Genomic DNA, 22,377 nt, shown 5'->3' on the forward strand with positions numbered 1-22,377 from the left:
CTTCTGAGTCCGTAAGCGTAAAGGGATAATAAATACTCTGTTGAAGCAGACAGCTACGATCTCAATCACAGAACAGCAAATTGTGAAATAGATCAGAAACCCAATAATGAATTATTTAGTCAGGGATTGAACATCCACAAAAGGTGTGGCTCCCCCTGTTACAGATGGCAACACGCCGTTCCATTTTTCCAGCGCTTTCTCCTGAACTTCAATTTGCTTCAGCTGCACCAGCTCAGGTGTAACCTCTTGCTTCTTAAGTCTTAAAGATTCAGCCTCTGCTTGCGCCTGGGCGATTTTTTGCTTCGCTTCAATCTCAATCCGCCGGAGATCATTTTCGGCCTTCAGCGCCTGCTGCTGGGCGACCTGCTTTGCTTCAATCGACTGGTTAAATGCCTCCGAGAATTTAAAGTTAACGATGTTAATATCGTTGACGATCAGGTCATATTTTGCCAGCCTAGCGGTTAAGTGCTCACTAATCTCACTAGACACTACATCACGACGCGTAATCAAATCCTCTGCTGGATATTTGGCTGTCACTTCTTTAACGATTTCTTGAATGGCCGGATTGATAATTACACTATCAAAATTACCTCCGATATTGTTCATCAGATTAAAGGCGGAAGCCTTATTTACGGAATAGTTCACCGCCACATGTGTGGACACGGGCTGAAGATCTTTTGAAGAGGCTGAAGTATCGGTCTCCGCCTTCGTTACCTGTGTATTGACCTGAATCACCGTCTGAATAAATGGAATTTTAAAATGAATGCCGGGTGACAATGTATTGTCATTTAATTTACCAAAGGTTTTGTATAAACCTACATGCCCATATTCCACAGATACAAAAGAGTTCGCGCCGATCAACAATACAATAAGCACCGCTGCAATACCGGTGACTATTTTTCCCGGACGCAGCTGTTTCAATTTCGGATTCATTTGCATATTCATCCAATACCCCTCCTAGATTATGGATACTCATTCAAGCTTAACCGTCTATACGGAGGTTTAGGGTAAATGGTCGCAGGAAATATTTCAACAGCAGTGGTCATGGCGTTACCGCTCTGGAATCAGTCCTTCTACGGTCAACCGGAATTTCTTGCTCTGCTTGTCCCCGATATTAGAAGCTTCATATATTCCTTCATCCGTTAGCACCACGGAGTCCGCCTTTAAAGCATCATTAACAAAAGTTATCTCAGCGTGATCAACATTCCAGCGGTAAATATAGGCACTCATTGGATTTCCATGTGCGGCTACACCCTCAAAAGATCCATCCTGATCAACATCCAGCTCTTTGGAATGTCCGGTATCAATTTGCAGCAAACCCGAGGGGTTACCGCTCTCGTCGATTAAATAATAGTTACTGAGCGAGTTATTTGCTCCTAGTCCCCCGGTGATTTTCAACACCTTTTCGCTAAATAGCCGCACTACTTCTACCTTCATATCCTCCGGTTGACGATAATTATAAGTTCCTATCGCCCCTAGACTGTATTGTCCTTTGGAAGTAGAAGTTCTGGCATACACATAGTCTTCGTCACTAGCCATCGTATACACACTCACTTTGACTCCTCCAAAATCCTCCAGCTTCTTCTCTGTAATCAAAGTAGCGCCTGTGGGTGGAGCACTTAGTTGAGAGACTATGGGCATTGTATCCACCAGGTTCCACTCCAGCTTAATGAGGTTAGCAGCGGTGTTTGTTGGCTTCGGTCTTGAGGTGTGGTAGTCGTTAGCCGATTGAGCGGGGGATGGGTCCACCTGATGTTGGCAACCTGCCAGTAGATTCATTAGAAGCAAGGCTGTCAGCGTAACGGATTTATGTAAAGGAAACATCCTTGATCACTTCCTAACCTCTTTTTAAAAATAAATCTTTCACTAATCATAGATGAAGTTAGGCATTCAAATGTTACTTTTAGGAGGCGGGAGGGTTAATTTATTGTCTTTTGAAGACCTACTTCGATCAAAAAAATTAAATTGGCATACAAAAAACCCGCATCAAATGCGGGTTAAGGTTAGCTATCCAGAATCAAGAGCCTAGCAGTTCACGCGCCAGTAGCCGGTAAACCTCTAGCCGTTTCTCCTGCGAATGTGGGATGCTGCATATCATTGCTTCTTGGAATCCATATTGTGCTTGTTCTTCTTGCAAACGTACGGCGATGTCTTTAACCGCACCAACTAAATGAATCTTGCGCCCTTCCTTGATTGACATCCGGTCAATTTCCGATAGCGAAATGTTCTGAGCTTCTTTTGGTGTCAGCACCTGAGTAATCCGGCCCTTACTCATCATCAACCGAAAAATATCCTGCGGTAATGCTTCATACTCAGCTTCTTCCTTCGTTTCTGCTGTGGTCACCATATAGGATACACTGATCTCTGGTTTGTCCATAAAGATAGAAGGCTGGTAGTTATTCCGGTAATGGTCCAAGATCTCATTACTCATCGCACCATTAAAAAATTGTGCGAAGGAGTATCCGACTCCCATTTGTGCAGCTTTTCGCGCGCTATTGCCGCTCGAGCCTAACAGCCATACTTCAGGGAGCGCCACCTTCGTTGGAGCAGCGAGATTTTTGGCATATAGCTCATCTTCCGGAATCTGATCACTAAGCAGCTGCATGGTAATGCCAAGCTTGTCATACATATTATGCAGCATTAACTCGCGGCCTTCAGATAAAGCGTACATGGCGCTTGTATCGCCACCAGGAGCTCGTCCCACACCAAAATCAATTCTCCCCGGGGAAAAAGCACTTAACGTTTTAAATACTTCCGCCATCTTAAGCGGAGAATAATGCATCATCATTACACCGCCGGTGCCGATTCGAATACGGTTGGTCTTGGCGGCTAAACGGGCAGCCGTTACTTCCGGAGCTGAGCTAGCAAATGTATTTCCACCATGGTGCTCTGCCATCCATATTCTGCTATATCCCAGCTCATCTGCTAAAATAGCCAGTTCTTCTGCTTTATTCAAGGCACCTTCCGCAGTGTTGCCGCTTGTCACGGGTGCCTGATCCAATAGGCTTAATCTCATGCGAATACATCCCTTCTTTGGTTAGATGACCATTTTATTACTGACCCATTCCTCTAGGGCTGCAATCTTATCTTTAAAGCGTTCACCACGCATTTCCTCCGACAACGAAGCAATAGTCTCCCGCTTTAATACGGCTTTCCAAGAGGATTCAGCTTCTTCCATCAGATTCGATAACAGGCAGCAGCTGTCTTCTTTTTCTAAATCCAACATATCTACCAGAATACCATTCGATGAATACAGCGACTGCTGGCCTTCCACCGCGAGGTAAACGTCATATACACGAATATCTTCAGGGCTTTTCTTTAATTTAAAACCGCCTTTAATGCCGGGAACAGACGTGATGATGTCTGCGGTTACCAGCTTTCTTAACAGTTTCTGAAAATAGGTCGCCGATGCTCCGAGCTGCTGGCTAATCGCTTCCCCAGACAACACCGCCTTATCCGGCAGCATGTTGAGTAGAACCAGTGCATATACCGACTGCTCTACCCCTGTTTTCATATGCATGTACAGCACCTCGATTTACGTAAATAGTTTGATTCAAACTGTAGATAATACCATCCGCGTATAAAGCGGATAAACATTATCCACTTTATACTTTATATCAGTTTGCACCAAAAGTAAAACCTTGCTGGCCTTTCTTTCAGTTAATATCTGCTATAAAAAAAAGATCGCGCATATAGCGCAATCTTTTTTCATATGGATAATCCCACCCGCTGAACCAGCTGTGAGCTCTGGTCATTAAGTCCGGTAATGGTGACTTTTTTACCATGCTCGGCGTATTTGCTCATCGTCTTCGCTATGGCATGGACAGCGGATTGGTCCCACACATGGGAGTGTGAAAAATCGATAATAATATGATCCGGATCGCTATCGTAGGCGAATTCATGAATGAAGTGGCTTGTCGTGCCGAAGAACAACTGGCCGGATACCGCATATGTTTTGGAAGAGGTTGCTTCCTGAACAGTTAGGCGAATCGAAGCTATTTTCCAAGCAAACGTTAAAGCACTTAGCAGAACTCCAAACAAAACCCCAATAGAAAGGTTGTCCGTAACCACCACAGTGACCACCGTCACAATCATAACCAGCGCATCGCTTAGCGGAACACGGGTTAAAGTTTTGAGTGAGCCCCATTCAAAGGTGCTGATACAGACCATTATCATTACGCCGACGAGCGCGCCCATCGGGATCTGCTTCACCACATCGCCAAGTACGATAATTAAGAATAATAAAAAGATCCCTGATACAAACGTGGACAGACGCGTGCGTCCTCCTGACTTCATGTTAACCATCGATTGGCCAATCATCGCACAGCCTGCCATCCCTCCGAAAAAACCAGTGACTACATTCGCAAGCCCCTGTCCCTTCGCCTCTCTGTTCTTATCACTACCTGTGCCCGTAATATCATCTATTAAGGTGGCAGTCATCAGGGATTCCAATAGCCCAACTACAGCCAGCGAAAGTGAATATGGCAAAATAATAAGCAGCGTATCCAACGTAAATGGGATTTGCGGGAGATGGAATAGTGGCAAAGTTGCTGTAATATTCCCCATATCGCCTACGGTTCTTACGTCCAGATGAAGAGCGATGCTAAGAATAGAAACAATAACAATCGCTACAAGTGCTGAAGGTACGGCTTTGGTAAACCGAGGAACTGTGTAGATAATAAGCAAGGTCAGAGCTACCAGTCCGTACATCACCCAGCCTTGTCCTTTAAAATGGGTAAGCTGTGCCATAAAAATTAGTATCGCCAGCGCGTTGACAAAACCCGTCATGACCGGCTGTGGCAAAAAGGTGATAAACCGCCCCAGCTTTAGCATCCCCATCAATATCTGAAACACACCAGCCAGTACAGTTGCCGCGAACAGATACTCTATTCCGTGTTCTAGTACGAGACTTCCGACTAACAGAGCCATAGCTCCCGTAGCCGCCGAGATCATTCCGGGTCTGCCTCCGGCAAGTGCCGTTACAATCGCAATGCAAAAAGAGGCATATAAACCAACCATCGGACTTACTCCCGCCAGGATCGAAAAAGCGATCGCTTCAGGAATCAGCGCAACGGCTACGGTCATCCCCGATAAAATATCGGTTCGAGTGTTAGAAAACCACCCATTATTTAAGGTAAGCTGCTTCAAAATCTATTTTCCTCCTGTGACTATTAAAATGTGTGGATCTTTTGTCAGAAAAGACCCGGGGCCGGTGCAACGCTAATGTTGCTTATTGTACTCGACCCACCTTCACCTTCACAAAAAGATTAGTTAGACTTGTAAGCGCTTATACACCTCATTTTCTAGCGAATCCTTAAAATATCATGCAAATTCTATATTTCTAGATTACCGGTACAATCCGGAAGCCTTCACTTCATTAAAGAAGGTGTTGAATTCATCAATGTTCAGCTGCTGAGCGGCATCAGACAATGCGGTTGCAGGATCAGGATGCACTTCCACCATTATGCCGTCAGCTCCAGCTGCGAGTGCGGCTTTCGCACATGGAATAAGGATGTCTTTGCGGCCTGTCGAGTGAGTTACATCAACCAATACTGGCAAATGACATTCCTGTTTGAGAATTGGCACTGCTGAGATATCAAGCGTATTGCGGGTCGCTTTTTCATAGGTACGAATTCCACGTTCAATCAGCATGATCTGTGTGTTTCCACGAGACATGATGTATTCCGCTGCATGGATGAATTCATCGAGTGTGGCAGCCAATCCACGTTTCAGCAGCACCGGCTTGTCGACTTCTCCGACCGCTTTTAGCAGCTCGAAATTATGCATATTACGTGCACCGATCTGGATGATATCCACATAATCAAGTGACTCTTCAATATGTCTTGGATCTACAATTTCGCTGATGGTCAGCAGTCCATATTCATTTGCTGCTTCTCGTAATATTCTTAAACCGTCCATTCCCAGTCCTTGGAAATCATAAGGTGAAGTCCGAGGCTTGAAGGCACCACCACGCATTACACGTACTCCGGCTTTTTGCAGGGCGGCAGCTACGGTGCGAGTCTGTAGTTCACTTTCCACGGAGCAAGGACCGGCTACCATCAGTGAAGAAGCACCGCCAACCGTTACATCTCCCGGCAGAACAATCACTGTATCCTCTTTGTGGCTCTTGCGGGCTACCAGTAAAGTTTTTTTATGATCATCTGTTTGTAAGTCCAGAGAAGCTGAGAAAATTTGTTTGAAGAGGCTACGGATCGTCCCGTTAGTGAAAGGGCCTTTGTTGCTCGCTACGAGCTTATCCAGCATCTGTTTTTCCCGTTCTGGATCAAATTTAGGGACACCTTGTTTTTCTTTAACTCCTCCAATCTCCTGAACAATCTTAGCCCGCTCGGAGATCAGCTCCAGCAATTGCCCATTAATTTCATCCAGACGACCTCTAAGAACATCCAATTCCACGTTACTCATTACCCTTCCACTCCCTCTTTTTGTTATAATTTGGAACGCAAAAAGGCCCCCCGTCGCAAGGGACGAGGAGCCGTGGTACCACCCTTATTTAGAATTAACCCGAATACTAGCACAAAGGAATAGAATCTCATGTTCCCCTGACTAAGAATTAATTCTGTCTTTCACCCGGTAACGCGGGGCGCGGGCCTCCCTACTCATACCTGCCACCACAACTTGTGACAAACTACTTCAGGGGCCGACTCGGAAGTGAACTTCGGCATTAATCGTCTCATGAGGGTGCTCTCAGTCTCCGGCACACCTTCCCTGTTAAGATCCGCTATAATGCTTACTCTCTTCGTCATAGTCCTTATCTATGTCAGCGCGGCTTTTGCGCTGGTTTCTGCTATCTTAATCAAAAAACGTTCCCGATGCAAGATAATAATGGAACGCAGAGTAGCTTTAACGCAATAAATTTTTTTGACTGATCCATACCCACTATCTATCCTATTCCAACCTGGCAATTACGGTTCCAATTCCTTCAAGCTGTATTGTTTGACAGCGATAATTGAATTGTTTACAATTTAATTATTATAAATATTTCCTGTTCTTTTTCAAAAAGCATAGATAACTGAAGGGATGTAGCAGCCATGAGCATTTATCAATATTCAGCACGCAGTATTCGGGGAAAAGATATCGAGCTAGAGCAATACAAAGGTAAAGTGCTACTGATAGTGAATACAGCAAGTAAGTGCGGATTTACCCACCAATATTCAGATCTGCAAAAGCTTTATGAGCGGTACGAGGAACGCGGCCTCCAAATTCTCGGCTTTCCTTCCAATCAATTTGGAGAGCAAGAACCCGGCAGCAATGAAGAGGTTAATGTATTTTGCCAAATCAATTACGGGGTAACCTTCCCACTCTTTGAAAAGGTTGACGTAAAAGGCGAAGCTAAACACCCTCTTTTCACCTACCTGACAGAACAGGCTGGATTTGAAGGGTTCGATATCAACCATTCTTCAGGAAAGCTGTTGCAAAGCATGCTTGAAGACAAAGATCCAGAGGCTCTGAACAATGACGAAATCAAGTGGAACTTCACTAAATTCCTGATTGATCGCGAAGGCAATGTGGTCACTAGATTCGAATCTACGGTGGACCCGCTGGATATTGAACCAGCTATCGAAGCCCTGCTATAAGTTTCTAATATATGAAAAATCCGCCCAGCTTTCGGGCGGATTTTTTGGGTTTAAGCATCTGCTTAATCATGTACGGTACTGCTCGGTAAATACTTCAAAATAAGGAGTCGTGTCCCTCTCCGCCATCGAACCATTCGCACCAGGTCCCCAGCCGATTTCAGCACGCCAGCTTCCCAACACACCTGACTGAATCAGCGCCTCCTCATTTACACCGATCAGCTGATCCGCCTGTGGTGCCACGTATAAAGCATCTACAGGACAATAAGCTTCACACATGAAACAGGTCTGGCAATCTTCCTGACGGGCAATGACCGGAATCTTCCCCTGCATTTCGAATACGTTCGTCGGACATACTTTCGTACACAGCTTACAACCAACACAACGCTCCAAGCTGATTAATTCGATCATATCGCTTGCCCCTCCTTCAGCGCATTCAGTTCATGAGCATGGGGCACAGCCTCTGTACTGACGCTTATATGTTGAATACCGGATAAGATCAGCCGGTGAGTCTGGCGCGGATCAAGCTCCGGATATTCCGCTAGCTTTTGCAGTCCGCGGGTCTCTTTCCGGGCGAGTGCCGCGGTGTACATCCACCTGCCGACCGCGAGCATAGCCGCGGCTTCACGCGATTGCACGATGCCCTGAACGCTGGCAGGAGCCTGCCCGTTCAAATAGGGCATCAAGGCATTCAGCCGCTTCAAGGCTGAAGAAATGCCCGGCTCGCTGCGGAAATAATTGATCTGCAGCGGCAAGATTTCACGCTGGATTGCCGCGATTAGCGGCTTCACCTCCAGCGTTTCCGAGGCATCGGCGCCAGCCGCCAGCCCGTAGCGTCCCGCTGCGGTCAGCTTGCGGCTGTTCGCCTGTCCTCGGCAGGACAGCGCATGCTGCGCGGCTCCCTGTCCAGCCCAGCTTCCGCTGCACATGGCCCAGGAAGCGTTATAAGCCCCGCCGCCGGAGATGGCGCCGGTCACTTTCTCGCGAGATGCGGCATCACCGGCCGCATAGAGTCCGGGCACGGTCGTCTGGCAATCCGTACCGCTCAAGCGCAGACCCCCAGTGCCGCGCATCGTGCCCTCATAGCGCAGGGTAAGCGGGAATTTCTGCTTAAACGCATCAATTCCCGCCCGCTCCAGCGGCATAAAGAAAATTGGATGCGCTTTGCGCAGAAAATCCTGTTTCTCCGCGGTGTCCGCCAGATCCAGCGAAGCGTAAACCGGACCCTTCAGCATCAGCTCAGGAATGCTGCCAAAGGTCCGATCCCCTCTATGCAACGGATGACCGTCCGCATCATAAAGGGTGGCCCAAGCCAGCATGCGGCCACGTGTTACGGTTCCGTCCGCAAAGCTTGGGGCGTATTGGCGGCTGAATTCCATGCCCGAAAGATCAGCACCCACCTCTGCGGACATCAACAATCCTTCCCCTGTCAGCACGTTGCAACCAAGGCCTTTGCTGAGAAAAGCACAGCCGCCGGTAGCCATCACAACGGCATTAGCCTTCACTTCCCAAGACTCTCCTGTCAGGCGGTTGATCCCACGCGCTCCACCGACACCGTGTTCATCGTGAAGAAGTTCCAGCGCTGGTGACTGATCGAGGATTGTGACCCCTGCTTTGCGCACAACTTTTCGCATAATCCGCATATATTCTGGTCCATGGAGGTGAGTGCGCAGTGAGTTTCCTTCTCCATCCTTCGGAAAGGGATACCCCCACTGCTCCACTTGAGCCAGGTTCTGTTCGACCTGATCCAACACCCGGTGAATCCAAGCATTCTCCGACAAATATCCGCCGGCCTTAAGTCTGGCCTGCACTGCCTGCTCCCGCAGCTCGGCAATGGGAGGGATAACGAGCAACGTTGTTCCTCCCGGTGCAGTTGCGCCACTAGTGCCCAAGTAGCCCTTATCCGCCAGGACTACCTTTGCACCTTGCGAGGCTGCACTCCATGCCGACCACGCCCCAGCAGGACCTCCGCCAAGCACGAGGACATCCACTGTCATTTCCTTCTTAAGCTGCGACATATTTTTTCCTCCTACACCATTAGCTGAGTTAGTTGAACTTAAAAATCACTAAAGGGAGGAGTGGCGGAGAGGCGGCCGAAAGTCCAAACATTCACCGCAGTCACTCAATTACCTTTACAGAAGAATCTTAAGTTCAATTAAAGCAGCTTTTAAGCAACTTTATTTCAGCTGCCAATCGCTAATATTGAAGTCTTTTTTCGCTAACTTCTCTTCGACGAGGAAGTTTTTGGTACCGTCCAGCAGCTTTGTTCCTTCATCAGTGAACGCAGTATCCTTGATATCACTAATCGGATTCACTTGCTTCGCCAGCTCAGGCGTTGTATCTCCGATTTCAGCCAGAAATTGATAATACTCATCTTCATGCTGCTTCAAGTCTGCCAAGGCTTTCTCTCTAGCTTCGTTCCATACCTTCGGAAAATCAGGGAATTTCGCCAGATAATCCTCAGACACAACTGTTGCGCTAGAACCAAGCAGGTTCGGGTGCTTCGAGGCATCATCCAAGTGAGTGTAACCTTGGTCAATCAGCTTCAGCGCAGGAACACCTAGATTTGTTGTAGCATCTACATCTCCACGGGCTAAAGCTGCAGTAGCATCAGGAATGAGCATATGCACGAGTTTGTAGTCGGTCACGCCTTCTTCCTGTAGTAATCCAACTACATATCGGTGCATGAAGGAGCCTTTTTGAATCGCGATAGTTTTACCTTGCAGATCTTTCACCGTCTTGGGCCCATCCTTCTTGCCGATCAAATAACCAATCGTGTTCGCGGAAGATTGTGAAATCAGACGGGTCTTGGCCCCAGAAGCGTAGGCAATAATAGCAGGTGTGTCTCCAAGACTGCCGATATCCAGCCGACCACTAATCAAGGATTCTGTCTGATCCGGACCGTTTGGAAAGCCAGTAAGCTTCACTTCAGTAATGCCGTATTTCTTCAACTCTTCTTGAATAATCCCTTTATAAAAGCCCCAACCCTCTGCACCGCCGGGCACATTCAATTTGTTGGAACCGATAAACCCAAAGTTCAATACCGCTGGAACATTGCTCGTGCTCGTGGCCTCTTCTCCCGCCTTCTCCGTATTTGATCCCCCGGAGGCAGACGCTCCATTGCCGCCCGTATTATTTCCGCAAGCCTGAAGCACCAGCATGGCCATCATAATTGTAGTTAAAAGTGCAAACCGAATCTTCCTAGAACGTTTCCCTTGAATCTCTCTGTACGCTTGTTTCATTGTTTCTCCCCCTAGGTTTATGCTATTTATTTAAATCTTGATCCAGCTCAGAACCCTGCCCTCGATGCCAATTTATACATAAATTCATGGCTTGCTACCGGCTGCCTGCCCTTACCCCAGCCTACTTTTTCACGATAACCGCCAAGTAGTCCCTGCTCCTGAAGTTCCGCTTCTGTCACACCAATAATATTCTCAGAGTCTGGTGCAACGTAGAGAGCATCGACAGGACAATACAGCTCACACATAAAGCAAGTCTGGCAATCGCTCTGCCGGGCAATAACAGGAATGCCATCCTCTACCCGTTCGAAAACATTAGTCGGGCAGACAGATACACATTGGTTGCACTCTACACATCTGGCAGCGCTGATCACCTCAATCACGATAGAACACCCTCCTTAGCCACGGCTTCCGTCTTCACCCATACCTGATCTAATCCGCCACTGATCAAGCGGTGATGCTGGCCATGATCTGTAGCCTTGAAATCCTCACGCTTATGCATGCCTCTCGTCTCTGTACGAGCAAGTGCAGAATTGTACATCCAGCGGGCTGTTGCGGTCATGGCTTCGGCTTCCCGTGCCTTGACCCCTTCTGGCGTACGCTGAATTTCGCGGCTTCGTTGCTCTTTCCACAATCCATCCAGACGATCTAGTGCAGAAGTCAGCCCTTGTTCTGTCCGGAACAAATTGATGTCATACGGCTTCACCTCAGCCTGTACAGCAGACACATACTCTGCCGTTTGGGCCGCCACTCCCGGCTTCACTTCCTGATGCACCAGTGGTGATGATGATAAGCCGACTGGACTACGCTGCGCAGCGTGCGACCCCAGACTCTGTGCATAGACAGCAGCTCCTTCACCAGCAAAAGAACCTGAAGACATCGCCCACGCCGCATTATGGCTGCCACCGCCAGTAAAACCTCCGCAAATCAGCTCGCGGGTAGCCGCATCTCCTGCCGCGTAAAGTCCGGGAACACCTGTGCCGCAGCTTTCATCTGTAATATGGATGCCACCCGTCCCCCGAACCGTGCCTTCGAGCCGCAAAGTAACCGGAAACGCATCCTTGAACGGATCAATTCCCTGGCGGTCAAAAGGAAGGAAAAAGTTCGTCTGCGCCACCCGCAGCAGCGGTCTCAAATCCTCTGGTGCCCCATCCAGCTTGGCGTACACCTGATTACCTGCCAACAGATTCCGGGCAATTACAGAACGGCCCTTCTTGGAACCGGCTCCCTCCACAACGCTTCCATCCTCATAATAAAAGCTGGCATAGCTGTAATACGCCGTCTTGGTCACCGAAGAGAACGTAGGGCAGATCGCATAGGCATTAGAGAATTCCATGCCGGACAGATTCGCCCCAGCCTCAGCAGCAAAGAGATAGCCATCTCCGGTCAACACGTTGCAGCCAAGTGCCTTGCTTAGGAAGGCGCAGCCTCCGGTAGCAATGACGACTGCTCCTGCCTGAACAGTCCAGGTTTCTCCACTCTGGGTATGAACTCCAGCCGCTCCAGCTACGCCATGCTCATCTGCCAGGAGTTCCAAGGCTGGGCTGTGATCTAGAATTTTAACGCCTGCCTTTTTCACCAGCCTACGCATTAATTTCATATATTCCGGTCCTTGCAGACTTCTTCGGAATTGATTGCCCTGCTCATCTACAGGGAATGGATAACCGGAAACACCCAGCTTGTTCATATTGGCATAGGTTTGATCCAGCACCCGGTCCATCCAGCGAGATTCAGCCAGCTGCCCGCCAAGCGCATAACGACTTGCTTTTGCCTCTTTCCGGAGCTTCTCATCCGGCTTCACATACCAGACTCCCGTTCCCGACGGTGCCGTTGCCCCACTTGAACCGCAGTACCCTTTATCTGCAAGGATTACTTTGGCCCCCTTCGCTGATGCAGTAAGGGCTGCCCACGTTCCTGCCGGACCTCCTCCGATAACGAGCACGTCTGCCACCAAATTCACCGATCCTTTTTTCACCGATCCACTCATATGTTCAAGACCTCCTCAGTTTGTTTAGCCTTCGTAACTATCTCGCCAGAACAGGAACTTTCGTTCAATAATCCGGAACAAGGAATCGATCAGCTTACCGACAATTGCGAAAATAATAATACCTACGAATACAACCTCTGTATTAGAGTTCTGCTTCGCTTCATTGATAAGAAACCCAATACCTGACTGTGATCCAATAAGCTCTGCTACAACCAAACCAATCCAAGCTACAGCCAGCGACAACCTTAGCCCTAACAAAATTCCAGGCAGCGCCGCCGGGAGTATAAGCCTGCGCAGCTTCTGATATGGACTGAATCCCAATACACGAGCTACTTCGAACAATTTATTGTCCACATTGCGGATGCCCATAAATGTATTAATATAGAGCGGAAAAAATGAGCCTGTCATAATGATCACAACTTTTGACATCTCTCCAAACCCGAACCAGAGAATAATGAGCGGCGCTATAGCTAAATGGGGAACAAGCCTAAGCACTTGTACGCTAGGATCGAGCACATATTCTACACTGCGAAACAAGCCAGTCAGTACGCCGAATAGAAGACCCAACACACCTCCAATAAGAAATCCGATGCCCGCCCTACCCATGCTGACGCCCAGATGATGAGTTAACTCTCCAGTAACCAACAAGTCGGTAAAAGCTCTTGCAATCGAAAGCGGAGTCGGCAAAAAGGTTGCTGAGACCAGCCCCGTACTCCCTGCCAGCTGCCAAAGGACTAACGTCACCACCGGGATAATTGCACCCATTCCCCAATCAGAGAGCAGGGGTTTCCATGCAACTTGTATTGCGGGTTTCTTCGGTGTCTTCTTGGATAAAGGAGCTGTGCCGCCGCTATCCAGCGTTTCTCTGGCTCTTTTAGTATTTTTGATAATAGCTTCTACTCCATCGCTCATGGTGCATCCCCCTTTTGTTTAATGAGCGTTCAAGGTTATCCGCGATAACTGTCTTGCCATCTCAACAACCGTCGTTCAATGTAACGAACAATGGAATCACTCAACAATCCAGCTACGGCAAAAATAATAATCCCCACGAACACCACTGGTGTGTCCGCAAATTGACGCGCATCGGACATCATGTACCCAATGCCTGAGGTAGATGCAATAAGCTCTGCCACTACTAACCCCAGCCAAGAAAGCCCTAGAGAGAGACGCACTCCGAGAATAATGTTCGGCAGCGCTGCTGGAAGTACTAACCTGCCAATCTGCTTCAACCGGCTGAAGCCAAGTACCCGGGAAACTTCGAACAGCTTGTTATCCACGCCGCGAATTCCCATGAACGTATTAATATAAAGCGGGAAAAAAGCTCCCTTAGCAATCAATAGCACCTTCGACTCCTCACCGATCCCGAACCATAAAATGAACAGCGGTACTACCGCCAGACTGGGAATCATGCGGATCATTTGCAGGGAGGGATCTAACAGCTTCTCCGATCTGCGGAACAGACCTACGAGAAGTCCTAACAGCAGCCCCAGTCCACCACCTAGCAGGAATCCAGAAAAGGCTCTGACCAAGCTGATCCTAAAGTTCGGCCACAAATCGCCTGAAGCCGCTAAAGTTACAAAAGATTCCGCAATCGTATACGGCGTAGGGAACAGCATCTCCGAGATCATTCCATAATGCCCGAGCGTCTGCCACAGAATCAGTACAATGCCCGGCAGCAAAAGACCAAGTCCTAGTGTTGCCGCCTTTCCGGGTCTTCCGGAAGTTCTTATGGCTACAGCCCGATTTGTCATACTTTGAACCCACCTTTTTTCAGCTTTACAATCACTTTAAATAAACAGAAAGAGACCCTCGAATGTTAATGTCTTCGAAAGTCTCCATGGGTATGGTCGACCTATTTTATATTCCGGCTCCGTCTGTAAGCTCTAGCTCATCTACCTTTTCAAAATAATTCAACACCTTCAAACGCAGCTCTTGAAAGGAGGTCGTTGTTTTTTTCCGTGGATACGGTAAATCTATCGGTACAATTTTACGTATTTTCCCGGGACGCGGCTCTAGAATCACTACCCGATTCCCCAAGAACACAGCCTCATCAATATCATGCGTCACAAAAATCATGGTTGTTTGGTTAGCCCGCCAAATGTCCAGCAATACCGTCTGCATATGAGCCCGAGTGAATGCATCCAGTGCACCAAACGGTTCGTCCAGCAGCAGTATTTTCGGATTGCGCAGAAGTGCACGAGCTATTGCCACCCGCTGGGCCATCCCTCCCGACAACTCGCGGGGATAAGATTTCTCAAATCCATTTAACTTCACCAGATCAATCAATTCATCGACCTTCCGCCTAACCTCCTTGTTCCCTAGCGGTAAATCAGAGGCAATATTCTTCTCAACGGTAAGCCAGGGAAAGAGGCGATGCTCCTGAAAAATAAAACCCTTATCGATCCCAGGACCCCCAATCTCCGCCCCTTCCAGGGTGACACTGCCAGTGTACCCGCTATCCAGACCGGCTACGATGCGTAATAGTGTACTTTTTCCACAGCCGCTGGGGCCGATGACTGTAATAAATTCGCCCTCCTGTACATGGAGATCTACATTATGGAGTGCTTGAACATGACCACCGGCAGACTCAAAACGTTTATTTAGGTTCGAAATAGACAGCAACGCTTCTCCCACCTTGACCCCTCCTTTAATCTGTATGGACAAAAAAACAGAGGCATTGCGTTTTTACATTCGCAATACCTCTGTAGGAACAGTCGGCAATCATTATTCAAAGTAAATCAATTGGAATTATAATATTTAAAATATCATCGATTTTATAAGCTGTCAACAAAAAACAAGCCCTTTTATGGAACAGAAGTGGAGTTATTTCTAGTTCATAAGTTAGAAAAGCAATGAATTTAATCACTTTTAGTAGGATGAAAGTATTAAAAAACTTTGCTTTTGCGTCGATATAATGAAGTAAGCTTATGACAAATTGGTTCTAAGGAAGGGGCTTTTGCTTGAAAAGCATATCATTAAAATGGGGAGCAACACTTGTTGCCCTTAACACCTTGTTCGGTGGTACTCTCTATGCATCTGCAGCTGAAATCACTCCACCGTTCTCCGATTTAACCGAAATACAACAGACGAAAAGTGCCGCAATCCTCGAGGCTGCTCGTCTAGGATTGCTTAAAGGCGATCCCAATGGACAATTCAGACCCACTGCGACTATGACCCGCCAAGAGCTGGCAGCCATTTTAGCGAAGACCTTAAAGCTAGATTCCTCAGTGAATTCCGCTTCTTCCTTTAGAGACGTATCTGATTCCAGTTGGAGTGTCTCCGCTATTGAGGCTGTTAAAAAGGCAGGATTTATGGAGGGTGATCTTACAGGTAATTTTAATCCATCCAGACCTGTAACTAGGGAAGAGCTTGCAGTTATATTTGTACGTGCCATCCGCGGAACTGGAGCACAAGGCGGACAAGCCAACAAGGTTAATGACGAATCCACAATCAGCAATTGGGCAAAAGAGTATACTGATGTCGCACTACGTCTTAAACTTATAGACTCTCCCGAAGATATGTTCAGCCCCAAAGGTACTGTTCAGCGGCAGGATATGGCTTCTTTTCTGCTGAATATTTTTAAAGAAGAACAACAAACTGCAACGATCGACAATATAGATGGAGATTTCGTAACGATCAATGGCACGCCTTACCTCATTGAAGGTACACTCAAAGAATTAATGGGTGATAGCAACCATGATGCTTTAAGAGGAGCTGTCCTTAAGTTCAATTCCTTGAATCGTCATGTAGATGGTTTGCAAGAGCTTGAAATTGTACAAAAAGGGGTTCAACTAAATACCTCCGGCTTACCCTCCGGTTCTTTGCTCAATATTTCTGGAAATGATGTTGTTATTAAAGGCAATGTTACCGGTGATTTGAAGATTAAAAATGGCGTTTCGAGTATAACTTTTCAGGGCCAAATTGGGCAGATCATTGTGGATTCTATAACTCCAGTTACTATTCATGGCAGCGGTCCCCTGCAAACCTTAAAAATAGTTGAAGGTGGCGCTAGGATCACCATCGATCCCTCCTTGTCTATTCAAAATCTGCAGTTGCCTGGCATGAGTCTGCCTTCACATTTCATAACAAATTACACAGCCATTCAAAAAAATATCCAAACGGTTCAAAATGCATCTGGAGCCGTTGCTCCTGCATATACTTCGTCCACGTCTGCTAACGCCGTGAGCGATCCGACTCCTGAGCCTACTCCGATAGCGACTCCTAGTCCTACTCCAGTGGCGACTCCTGAGCCTACTCCCGTAGCGACTCCTAGTCCTACTCCGGTCGCGACTCCTGAGCCTACTCCCGTAGCGACTCCTAGTCCTACTCCGGTGACGACTCCTAGTCCTACTCCGGTCGCGACTCCGAGCCCTACTCCGGTGACGACTCCGAGCCCTACTCCCGTAGCGACTCCTAGTCCTACTCCGGTGACGACTCCTAGTCCTACTCCGGTGACGACTCCTAGTCCTACTCCGGTGACGATTCCTAGTCCTACTCCGGTGACGACTCCTAGTCCTACTCCGGTGACGACTCCTGAGCCTACTCCGGCGCCGACTCCTAGTCCTACTCCGGTGGCGACTCCTGAGCCTACTCCGGTAGTGACTCCTAGTCCTACTCCGGTGCTGACTCCTGAGCCTACTCCGGTCGCGACTCCTGAGCCTACTCCGGTCGCGACTCCTGAGCCTACTCCCGCAGTGACTCCTAGTCCTACTCCGGCGCCGACTCCGGTGAACCATGCACCAGTCGTGCAAAATAATATTGATCCAATGTCTGCTCTGATCACAAGTGGTGTCCAAAACGTCGACATCAGTAATGTGTTCATTGATCCGGACGGTGACCCGCTTACATTCGCAGCTGCATCCTCTGACGCTAGCGTTGCCACTGTATCTGTAAATGGGAATCATCTCAACCTTGTGCCGATCGATTCAGGCACAGCCATGATTACAATAATAGCAATGGACGGCCAAGGTGGCGTTAACACTGCTACTTTTGCATTCACTGTAACGTCTAATCAGCCACCAATTGCGATATCTGGAATCACTACTCAACTCTTAACACCAGGTATCACTGCACCACGTACATTTGATCTGGCCCAGCTTTTTCAAGATCCCGACAATGACATGCTTACTTATTCAGCTTCTATAGATAACGTAAATGCTGGTACACTTAGCCTTAATGGCAACACTCTGACGGTAACTCCGGCAGCTAATAGTTCAGCTAGTGGTTTAGTGACCCTCACAGCAACGGATGATAAAGGAGGTTCAGCTACCTCAACTTTCACCTTGATTACAGCCCAGCTTGTAAACAACGGCTTTGTGCCAATAACCACCAAGCAAGGTGTATCCAATATTTCCTTCGATATTTCCAAGCTGATTCCTAATCAGAGTCAATTTAAAGTGTATACAGAAAGCAGCACAGGTTCATTGAGCGGACCTGCAACTCTGAATGGAGCTATATGGAATGGTCCTACAAGTCCAGGAACGGTATGGATAGTAGGTTCTGATGGCAAAGCGGTTGTATTATCTATAAGCGTGGCTTCACAGGGTACCTCCGAGCTATTCTTCTCAGAGTATCTGGACGGCGGTGACGGCAGAATCGCAGTTGAGCTGTACTATAAAGGAAATGGTAATCCCGCAGGAAAAGCAGAAGGTTACACCCTTGAAGTCCACCAATTTATGAAAGCCACCCAAACCAAACAGGTTTATTCCCGGCCATTATTTCCTGTACCTGTAGCAATGCCGTATATGTTTATAGATTCTACTTTTGGGGACGCATTTGATTTAATGAATATCTCCTATTACAATGATGAACTGAGTCTATATAATCCAAAAACATATAATATTACAGCATTAGTACTGAAGAAAAACGGCCAAATCGTAGATGTTCTCGGTGACCCTACCTCTACTCAGCAATTCCTCTCCACAGGTGGAACTATTGTCCGTAAATCCGGTATATACACTGGATCACAGCAGTATTCACTTGAGGGCGAGTGGAATCAATATCCCAAAGGAACTTACCAGTATTTTGGAAGCCATACTCCTTAAGCAGCCCTTTCTAATGTAAAAAACAAGCAGGCAGTGAGCCTCCAGATATTGGAGAAACACTGCCTGCTTGTTTATCTGCATTGCGTAGGGTTAAGTCGACTTTGGGTAAACCTCGGAATAACTCCTCCGGATCCCCCCGTATATTTTAATTACCGAATCTAAACCCAATCTTTGATTTAGTTGCATTCTGTACACTTATTTCGTATAAAAAAGGGGTTGTCCTGAATATAACTGTATTCTATACAATTAAAATCCAGAAAAATCACCTTTAGCTGAGGAAATCATGAAAATAAGTGTACTGAATACAGCTATTTTTTGGGGACAATTTATTCGATGAGTTATAACTGTACAAAATACACTTATATGCTCCCACCGTCACTCCAACCTATGTCTACCACTTCAAAATCTGCATTTTGCCTCCACTTGTTACTTATACTTCTGCATCTACTCCCTCTACTTCCACTACTCCCACTACTTCCACTACTTCCACTACTTCCACTACTTCTTCTACTTCCTCCACAACTTCTACCGTTTCAAAATATCACTTCAAGCATATCGCTCCCCCGGCTCTTAGTAACGCTGCTTACATCAGATATCTTAAATATAAATACACGCTGGAGATCACAATGGACAACAGCATTAAAGGAAATCCGACCTTCAAATACTTCATGAATGTAATCGGGTACCCCTCTTTTCCTGCCAAACCCGCCACGATCAAATTAGCACTCGCACCAATCAATGTGCCATTCCCACCCAGACAAGCGCCTAAAGCCAAACTCCACCATAACGGCTCCAAATTGCTGATCCCCATATTGCCCATCTCCTGAATCAGAGGGATCATAGTTGCTACAAAAGGAATGTTATCCAGAAATGCTGAGGTAATGGCGCTGACCCATAAAATCATCATTGAGCTCATCAACACATCACCATTCGTTATTTCAATCGCTTTTGCTGCCAGCTCTGCAATCACACCTGTCTCTACAAGCCCTGACACCAACACGAACAGTCCGATAAAAAAGAAGATCGTAATCCATTCCACGCTGTGAAAAGCTTTTTCCAGCATATGTTCCCCTCCGGTCAGCAGCAGCAGTAAAAATGCACCAGCCAGCGCAACCGTAGCGGACTCCAAATGTAACGCCTGATGTAAAAAGAACCCGGCAATCGTAATTGCCAGTACGATCAAACATTTTCGCAGCAGCTTATGATCCGTAATCATAACCTTCTCATCCATGTCCATGATGCTCTGCTGCAGTTCAGGTGTAGTTTTAATTTGTTTACCGAACATCAATAACAGCAGCGGGATATACGCCAAAACAATGATGATAATCACGGGTGTCAGATTGCTAATAAAAGCCATGAAGGTCAGCTCCTTAACCGCACTGCCAATCATGATATTAGGCGGGTCTCCGATCAAGGTTGCCGTTCCCCCTACATTAGATGCGATAATTTGTGACATCAAAAAAGGCAGCGGGTGTATGCGCAGTTGTCTTGTAATACTGAAGGTGACTGGCACCATAAGCAGCACTGTCGTCACATTATCCAAAAAGGCCGAAGCCACTGCGGTAATCACAAACAAAGCAATCAGTATTCTCTTCGGCTTCCCCTTCGCCAACTTAGCTGATTTCACAGCTGCGTATTTAAAGAGACCCGTCTCAGCGGTAATCCCTACAATCATCATCATCCCTACAAGCAATCCTATAGTATTAAAATCGATGTGCTGTAGTGCCGTCTCCTGATCCACAATGCCCATCGCTATCATGACGATAGCTCCTAACATCGCCAGAATGGTACGGTGAATCTTTTCGGAAATAATAAGTCCATAAATCAGCAGAAAAATACCTATCGCCCAAACCGCTTGCTGTTCCATAATATCCCTCGGTCCTTCTATGTAATTTCGTTAACTTACAGTCTACTCATCCTATAACCTTATTATCATAAAATAGATTTGTATTTTTCGCACTGGGATTGTGGAATCATTCCACTAAAAAACGACTCTGCCGGATGTTTATCGGAGAGCCGTTGTGGATTCGATTATTTCATTTTCAGAGCCTGAGGCTCCTTGAAAGCAGTTAACTTCCCTTTACTCTGCACAATAATCATCCCATCCTCCAGCAAGGTTGGGCCGAATACTCTACCTGATGTTTTGAGCTGCACGATAGGTTTGGCGGTAATTAGATCAATAGCAACCAATTTCCCATCGGTCTGGGCAACATACATGCCATGTCCGAGCAGATCGAAGCGGGCAATCGGATTGCTGATTCCTCCGTACTGGAACACAGATTTATTAGACATTTTAACACCATAGATGCTCTGTTCGTTACTAAAAAGAATTCTTCCATCATAAGGACCCGCCGCGTAGGATAACTTAGCTCCGATGGATTCATACGAATAATTATCTCGTGTTACGGCAGCTGGATCAACATTTACTGGGTAGCCATAGACTCCTTTTTGTCCCCCAATATATATCCTGTCCCCAATGATCCAAGCTCTGCCTCCGCTAGTCATATATTCTTCTTCTGGTTTCGGATGATTAGGATCTATATGAGCGGGGTTATACTCTACAGCCTTTACAAGCTTACCTGTCTTCACATCCAAATGATCGAGTGTCGTCAAAGGAAGAGGGTCTACCAATGTAGCTTCCCGTTGTGAGATAAGCGTAGTCCCATCTGCTGCAATCGGAAGACTATGATTACCACTATTCCAAAGCTCTTTACCTGTTGTTCGATCAAACGCATGTAAAATGTCATACGTATACGCTCCGGATTCTGAGTTTTGAGCTAGCACCAGATTCCCCTCAACCATAAATGGTTCAAACAGCATTTCGCTGAAATTATCGCGCCACTGCAACTTGCCATCTTTCAGATTGTAGGCTTGAATATCGCCATTAGCAGCGAATAGCTGCTCTTTATCAATTAACAATTTACTGACACCTTTACTGGTTGCCGATGAGCTCCATTTATTTTTGCCCGTAGCCGCGTTAACTGCATAGATCGTACCTGCCTCCGAAGTGACGTAAGCCACGCCATCCTGATAGAGCAGCGGCGTTGTTAGTTTGGAGCCGTATTTCCACATTACTTTTCCAGTCTGGACGTTAATCGCTAAAAGCTGACCCTTTTGAAGGATAAAAGCTTTGCCCGCTCCGACTGCAACAACACCCTTACCCATGATATAATCCGACGGCACATCTTTCAAAGCTGGCAAATCCATTGTTGTTGACCATTCAACCTTCGCAGCAGGCAGGTTTGCATAGTAATCATCACCATTCGAGCCTATAAAAGAGGTGTGTGGATCAACCGCAGCTGCTTGTACCGGATTTACCATAAGCAATACCCCTAAACCAATAACTGCAGTACGAAGATAAGATTTCAATATTGTTCCTCTCACCACCAAACTCCTCCTCATATAAGTAACTGCCTCATTTGGATAGCTTCTTAAAATCAAATATAATAATATTGGACGAGCAGGACATAATACTTATGGATTATTATTCCATTTTGTCAAAAACAACAGAAGAA

18 protein-coding genes are annotated in these 22,377 nt (G+C 46.9%); 2 read left to right on the top strand and 16 right to left on the bottom strand.

The features are described 5' to 3' along the window. Positions 1 to 111: 111 nt before the first annotated feature. The 6 genes from NSQ91_RS28020 to NSQ91_RS28045 all read right to left on the bottom strand — a co-directional run bounded on the left by NSQ91_RS28020 (position 112) and on the right by NSQ91_RS28045 (position 6,423). Positions 112 to 945, bottom strand: a complete 834-nt coding sequence (locus tag NSQ91_RS28020) for a prohibitin family protein (RefSeq protein ID WP_076128733.1) — start codon at positions 943 to 945, stop codon at positions 112 to 114. A 105-nt stretch (positions 946 to 1,050) separates the two neighbouring features. Then, on the bottom strand, positions 1,051 to 1,824 hold the full coding sequence (locus NSQ91_RS28025; protein ID WP_076185447.1) for a hypothetical protein: 774 nt from the start codon (positions 1,822 to 1,824) through the stop codon (positions 1,051 to 1,053). A gap of 193 nt (positions 1,825 to 2,017) precedes the next feature. Beyond that, a complete protein-coding gene (locus tag NSQ91_RS28030; protein ID WP_340920823.1) occupies positions 2,018 to 3,016 on the bottom strand; it encodes an LLM class flavin-dependent oxidoreductase in 999 nt (332 codons plus the stop codon). Between the two features lie 21 nt (positions 3,017 to 3,037). Then, complete coding sequence (locus NSQ91_RS28035; protein WP_076137019.1) at positions 3,038 to 3,520, bottom strand: RrF2 family transcriptional regulator; 483 nt, start codon at positions 3,518 to 3,520, stop codon at positions 3,038 to 3,040. 188 nt (positions 3,521 to 3,708) lie between these two features. Further along, positions 3,709 to 5,151 carry a SulP family inorganic anion transporter gene (locus tag NSQ91_RS28040; protein WP_076185450.1) on the bottom strand — a complete coding sequence of 481 codons (1,443 nt, stop codon included), beginning with the start codon at positions 5,149 to 5,151 and terminating at the stop codon, positions 3,709 to 3,711. A gap of 195 nt (positions 5,152 to 5,346) precedes the next feature. Beyond that, a complete protein-coding gene (locus NSQ91_RS28045) occupies positions 5,347 to 6,423 on the bottom strand; it encodes a bifunctional 3-deoxy-7-phosphoheptulonate synthase/chorismate mutase (protein WP_076185451.1) in 1,077 nt (358 codons plus the stop codon). A gap of 626 nt (positions 6,424 to 7,049) precedes the next feature. On the opposite strand from NSQ91_RS28045, the gene NSQ91_RS28050 reads away from it, so the two are divergent. After that, positions 7,050 to 7,595, top strand: a complete 546-nt coding sequence (locus NSQ91_RS28050; RefSeq protein ID WP_038573366.1) for a glutathione peroxidase — start codon at positions 7,050 to 7,052, stop codon at positions 7,593 to 7,595. A 66-nt stretch (positions 7,596 to 7,661) separates the two neighbouring features. On the opposite strand, the gene NSQ91_RS28055 is transcribed toward NSQ91_RS28050, so the two are convergent. From NSQ91_RS28055 to NSQ91_RS28090, 8 genes are all read right to left on the bottom strand, one after another. Beyond that, complete coding sequence (locus NSQ91_RS28055; protein WP_076099941.1) at positions 7,662 to 8,003, bottom strand: 4Fe-4S binding protein; 342 nt, start codon at positions 8,001 to 8,003, stop codon at positions 7,662 to 7,664. Beyond that, complete coding sequence (locus NSQ91_RS28060; RefSeq protein WP_076185452.1) at positions 8,000 to 9,610, bottom strand: FAD-binding protein; 1,611 nt, start codon at positions 9,608 to 9,610, stop codon at positions 8,000 to 8,002. Before NSQ91_RS28060 ends, NSQ91_RS28055 begins: the two co-directional genes overlap by 4 nt. A 159-nt stretch (positions 9,611 to 9,769) precedes the next feature. Beyond that, entirely contained in the window at positions 9,770 to 10,834 is a 1,065-nt protein-coding gene (locus NSQ91_RS28065) for an ABC transporter substrate-binding protein (RefSeq protein ID WP_076277137.1), read from the bottom strand. Positions 10,835 to 10,881: 47 nt separating this feature from the next. After that, positions 10,882 to 11,214: a 4Fe-4S dicluster domain-containing protein gene (locus NSQ91_RS28070; protein WP_076128750.1), complete on the bottom strand. Its 333-nt coding sequence runs from the start codon at positions 11,212 to 11,214 to the stop codon at positions 10,882 to 10,884. Next, positions 11,211 to 12,818: an FAD-dependent oxidoreductase gene (locus NSQ91_RS28075; RefSeq protein WP_076128751.1), complete on the bottom strand. Its 1,608-nt coding sequence runs from the start codon at positions 12,816 to 12,818 to the stop codon at positions 11,211 to 11,213. Before NSQ91_RS28075 ends, NSQ91_RS28070 begins: the two co-directional genes overlap by 4 nt. Before the next feature lie 24 nt (positions 12,819 to 12,842). Further along, a complete protein-coding gene (locus tag NSQ91_RS28080) occupies positions 12,843 to 13,730 on the bottom strand; it encodes an ABC transporter permease (protein WP_076185455.1) in 888 nt (295 codons plus the stop codon). Between the two features lie 35 nt (positions 13,731 to 13,765). Further along, on the bottom strand, positions 13,766 to 14,569 hold the full coding sequence (locus NSQ91_RS28085; RefSeq protein WP_076304780.1) for an ABC transporter permease: 804 nt from the start codon (positions 14,567 to 14,569) through the stop codon (positions 13,766 to 13,768). 106 nt (positions 14,570 to 14,675) lie between these two features. Then, positions 14,676 to 15,452 (bottom strand): ABC transporter ATP-binding protein, encoded by a 777-nt coding sequence (locus NSQ91_RS28090; RefSeq protein ID WP_036680296.1) that lies wholly within the window; start codon positions 15,450 to 15,452, stop codon positions 14,676 to 14,678. A 326-nt stretch (positions 15,453 to 15,778) separates the two neighbouring features. Between NSQ91_RS28090 and NSQ91_RS28095 the strand changes: the two genes are divergently transcribed. Continuing rightward, positions 15,779 to 18,862: an S-layer homology domain-containing protein gene (locus tag NSQ91_RS28095; RefSeq protein WP_076304781.1), complete on the top strand. Its 3,084-nt coding sequence runs from the start codon at positions 15,779 to 15,781 to the stop codon at positions 18,860 to 18,862. A gap of 583 nt (positions 18,863 to 19,445) precedes the next feature. Here NSQ91_RS28095 and NSQ91_RS28100 read toward each other — a convergent pair. Beyond that, entirely contained in the window at positions 19,446 to 20,729 is a 1,284-nt protein-coding gene (locus NSQ91_RS28100; RefSeq protein WP_036680299.1) for an ArsB/NhaD family transporter, read from the bottom strand. A 164-nt stretch (positions 20,730 to 20,893) separates the two neighbouring features. After that, a complete protein-coding gene (locus NSQ91_RS28105; RefSeq protein WP_076304782.1) occupies positions 20,894 to 22,246 on the bottom strand; it encodes an outer membrane protein assembly factor BamB family protein in 1,353 nt (450 codons plus the stop codon). Positions 22,247 to 22,377 lie beyond the last annotated feature (131 nt).

The organism is Paenibacillus sp. FSL R7-0048, assembly GCF_038004505.1.
GTDB classification, from domain to species: domain Bacteria; phylum Bacillota; class Bacilli; order Paenibacillales; family Paenibacillaceae; genus Paenibacillus_AQ; species Paenibacillus_AQ odorifer.

Excerpts from the sequence above, each read along its gene's own strand:
- NSQ91_RS28060 (WP_076185452.1), bottom strand. The coding sequence starts at position 9,610 with ATGTCGCAGCTTAAGAAGGAAATGACAGTGGATGTCCTCGTGCTTGGC.
- NSQ91_RS28085 (WP_076304780.1), bottom strand. The coding sequence starts at position 14,569 with ATGACAAATCGGGCTGTAGCCATAAGAACTTCCGGAAGACCCGGAAAG.
- NSQ91_RS28035 (WP_076137019.1), bottom strand. The coding sequence starts at position 3,520 with ATGCATATGAAAACAGGGGTAGAGCAGTCGGTATATGCACTGGTTCTA.
- NSQ91_RS28065 (WP_076277137.1), bottom strand. The coding sequence starts at position 10,834 with ATGAAACAAGCGTACAGAGAGATTCAAGGGAAACGTTCTAGGAAGATT.
- NSQ91_RS28075 (WP_076128751.1), bottom strand. The coding sequence starts at position 12,818 with ATGAGTGGATCGGTGAAAAAAGGATCGGTGAATTTGGTGGCAGACGTG.
- NSQ91_RS28045 (WP_076185451.1), bottom strand. The coding sequence starts at position 6,423 with ATGAGTAACGTGGAATTGGATGTTCTTAGAGGTCGTCTGGATGAAATT.
- NSQ91_RS28055 (WP_076099941.1), bottom strand. The coding sequence starts at position 8,003 with ATGATCGAATTAATCAGCTTGGAGCGTTGTGTTGGTTGTAAGCTGTGT.
- NSQ91_RS28050 (WP_038573366.1), top strand. The coding sequence starts at position 7,050 with ATGAGCATTTATCAATATTCAGCACGCAGTATTCGGGGAAAAGATATC.
- NSQ91_RS28100 (WP_036680299.1), bottom strand. The coding sequence starts at position 20,729 with ATGGAACAGCAAGCGGTTTGGGCGATAGGTATTTTTCTGCTGATTTAT.
- NSQ91_RS28080 (WP_076185455.1), bottom strand. The coding sequence starts at position 13,730 with ATGAGCGATGGAGTAGAAGCTATTATCAAAAATACTAAAAGAGCCAGA.
- NSQ91_RS28030 (WP_340920823.1), bottom strand. The coding sequence starts at position 3,016 with ATGAGATTAAGCCTATTGGATCAGGCACCCGTGACAAGCGGCAACACT.
- NSQ91_RS28020 (WP_076128733.1), bottom strand. The coding sequence starts at position 945 with ATGAATATGCAAATGAATCCGAAATTGAAACAGCTGCGTCCGGGAAAA.
- NSQ91_RS28025 (WP_076185447.1), bottom strand. The coding sequence starts at position 1,824 with ATGTTTCCTTTACATAAATCCGTTACGCTGACAGCCTTGCTTCTAATG.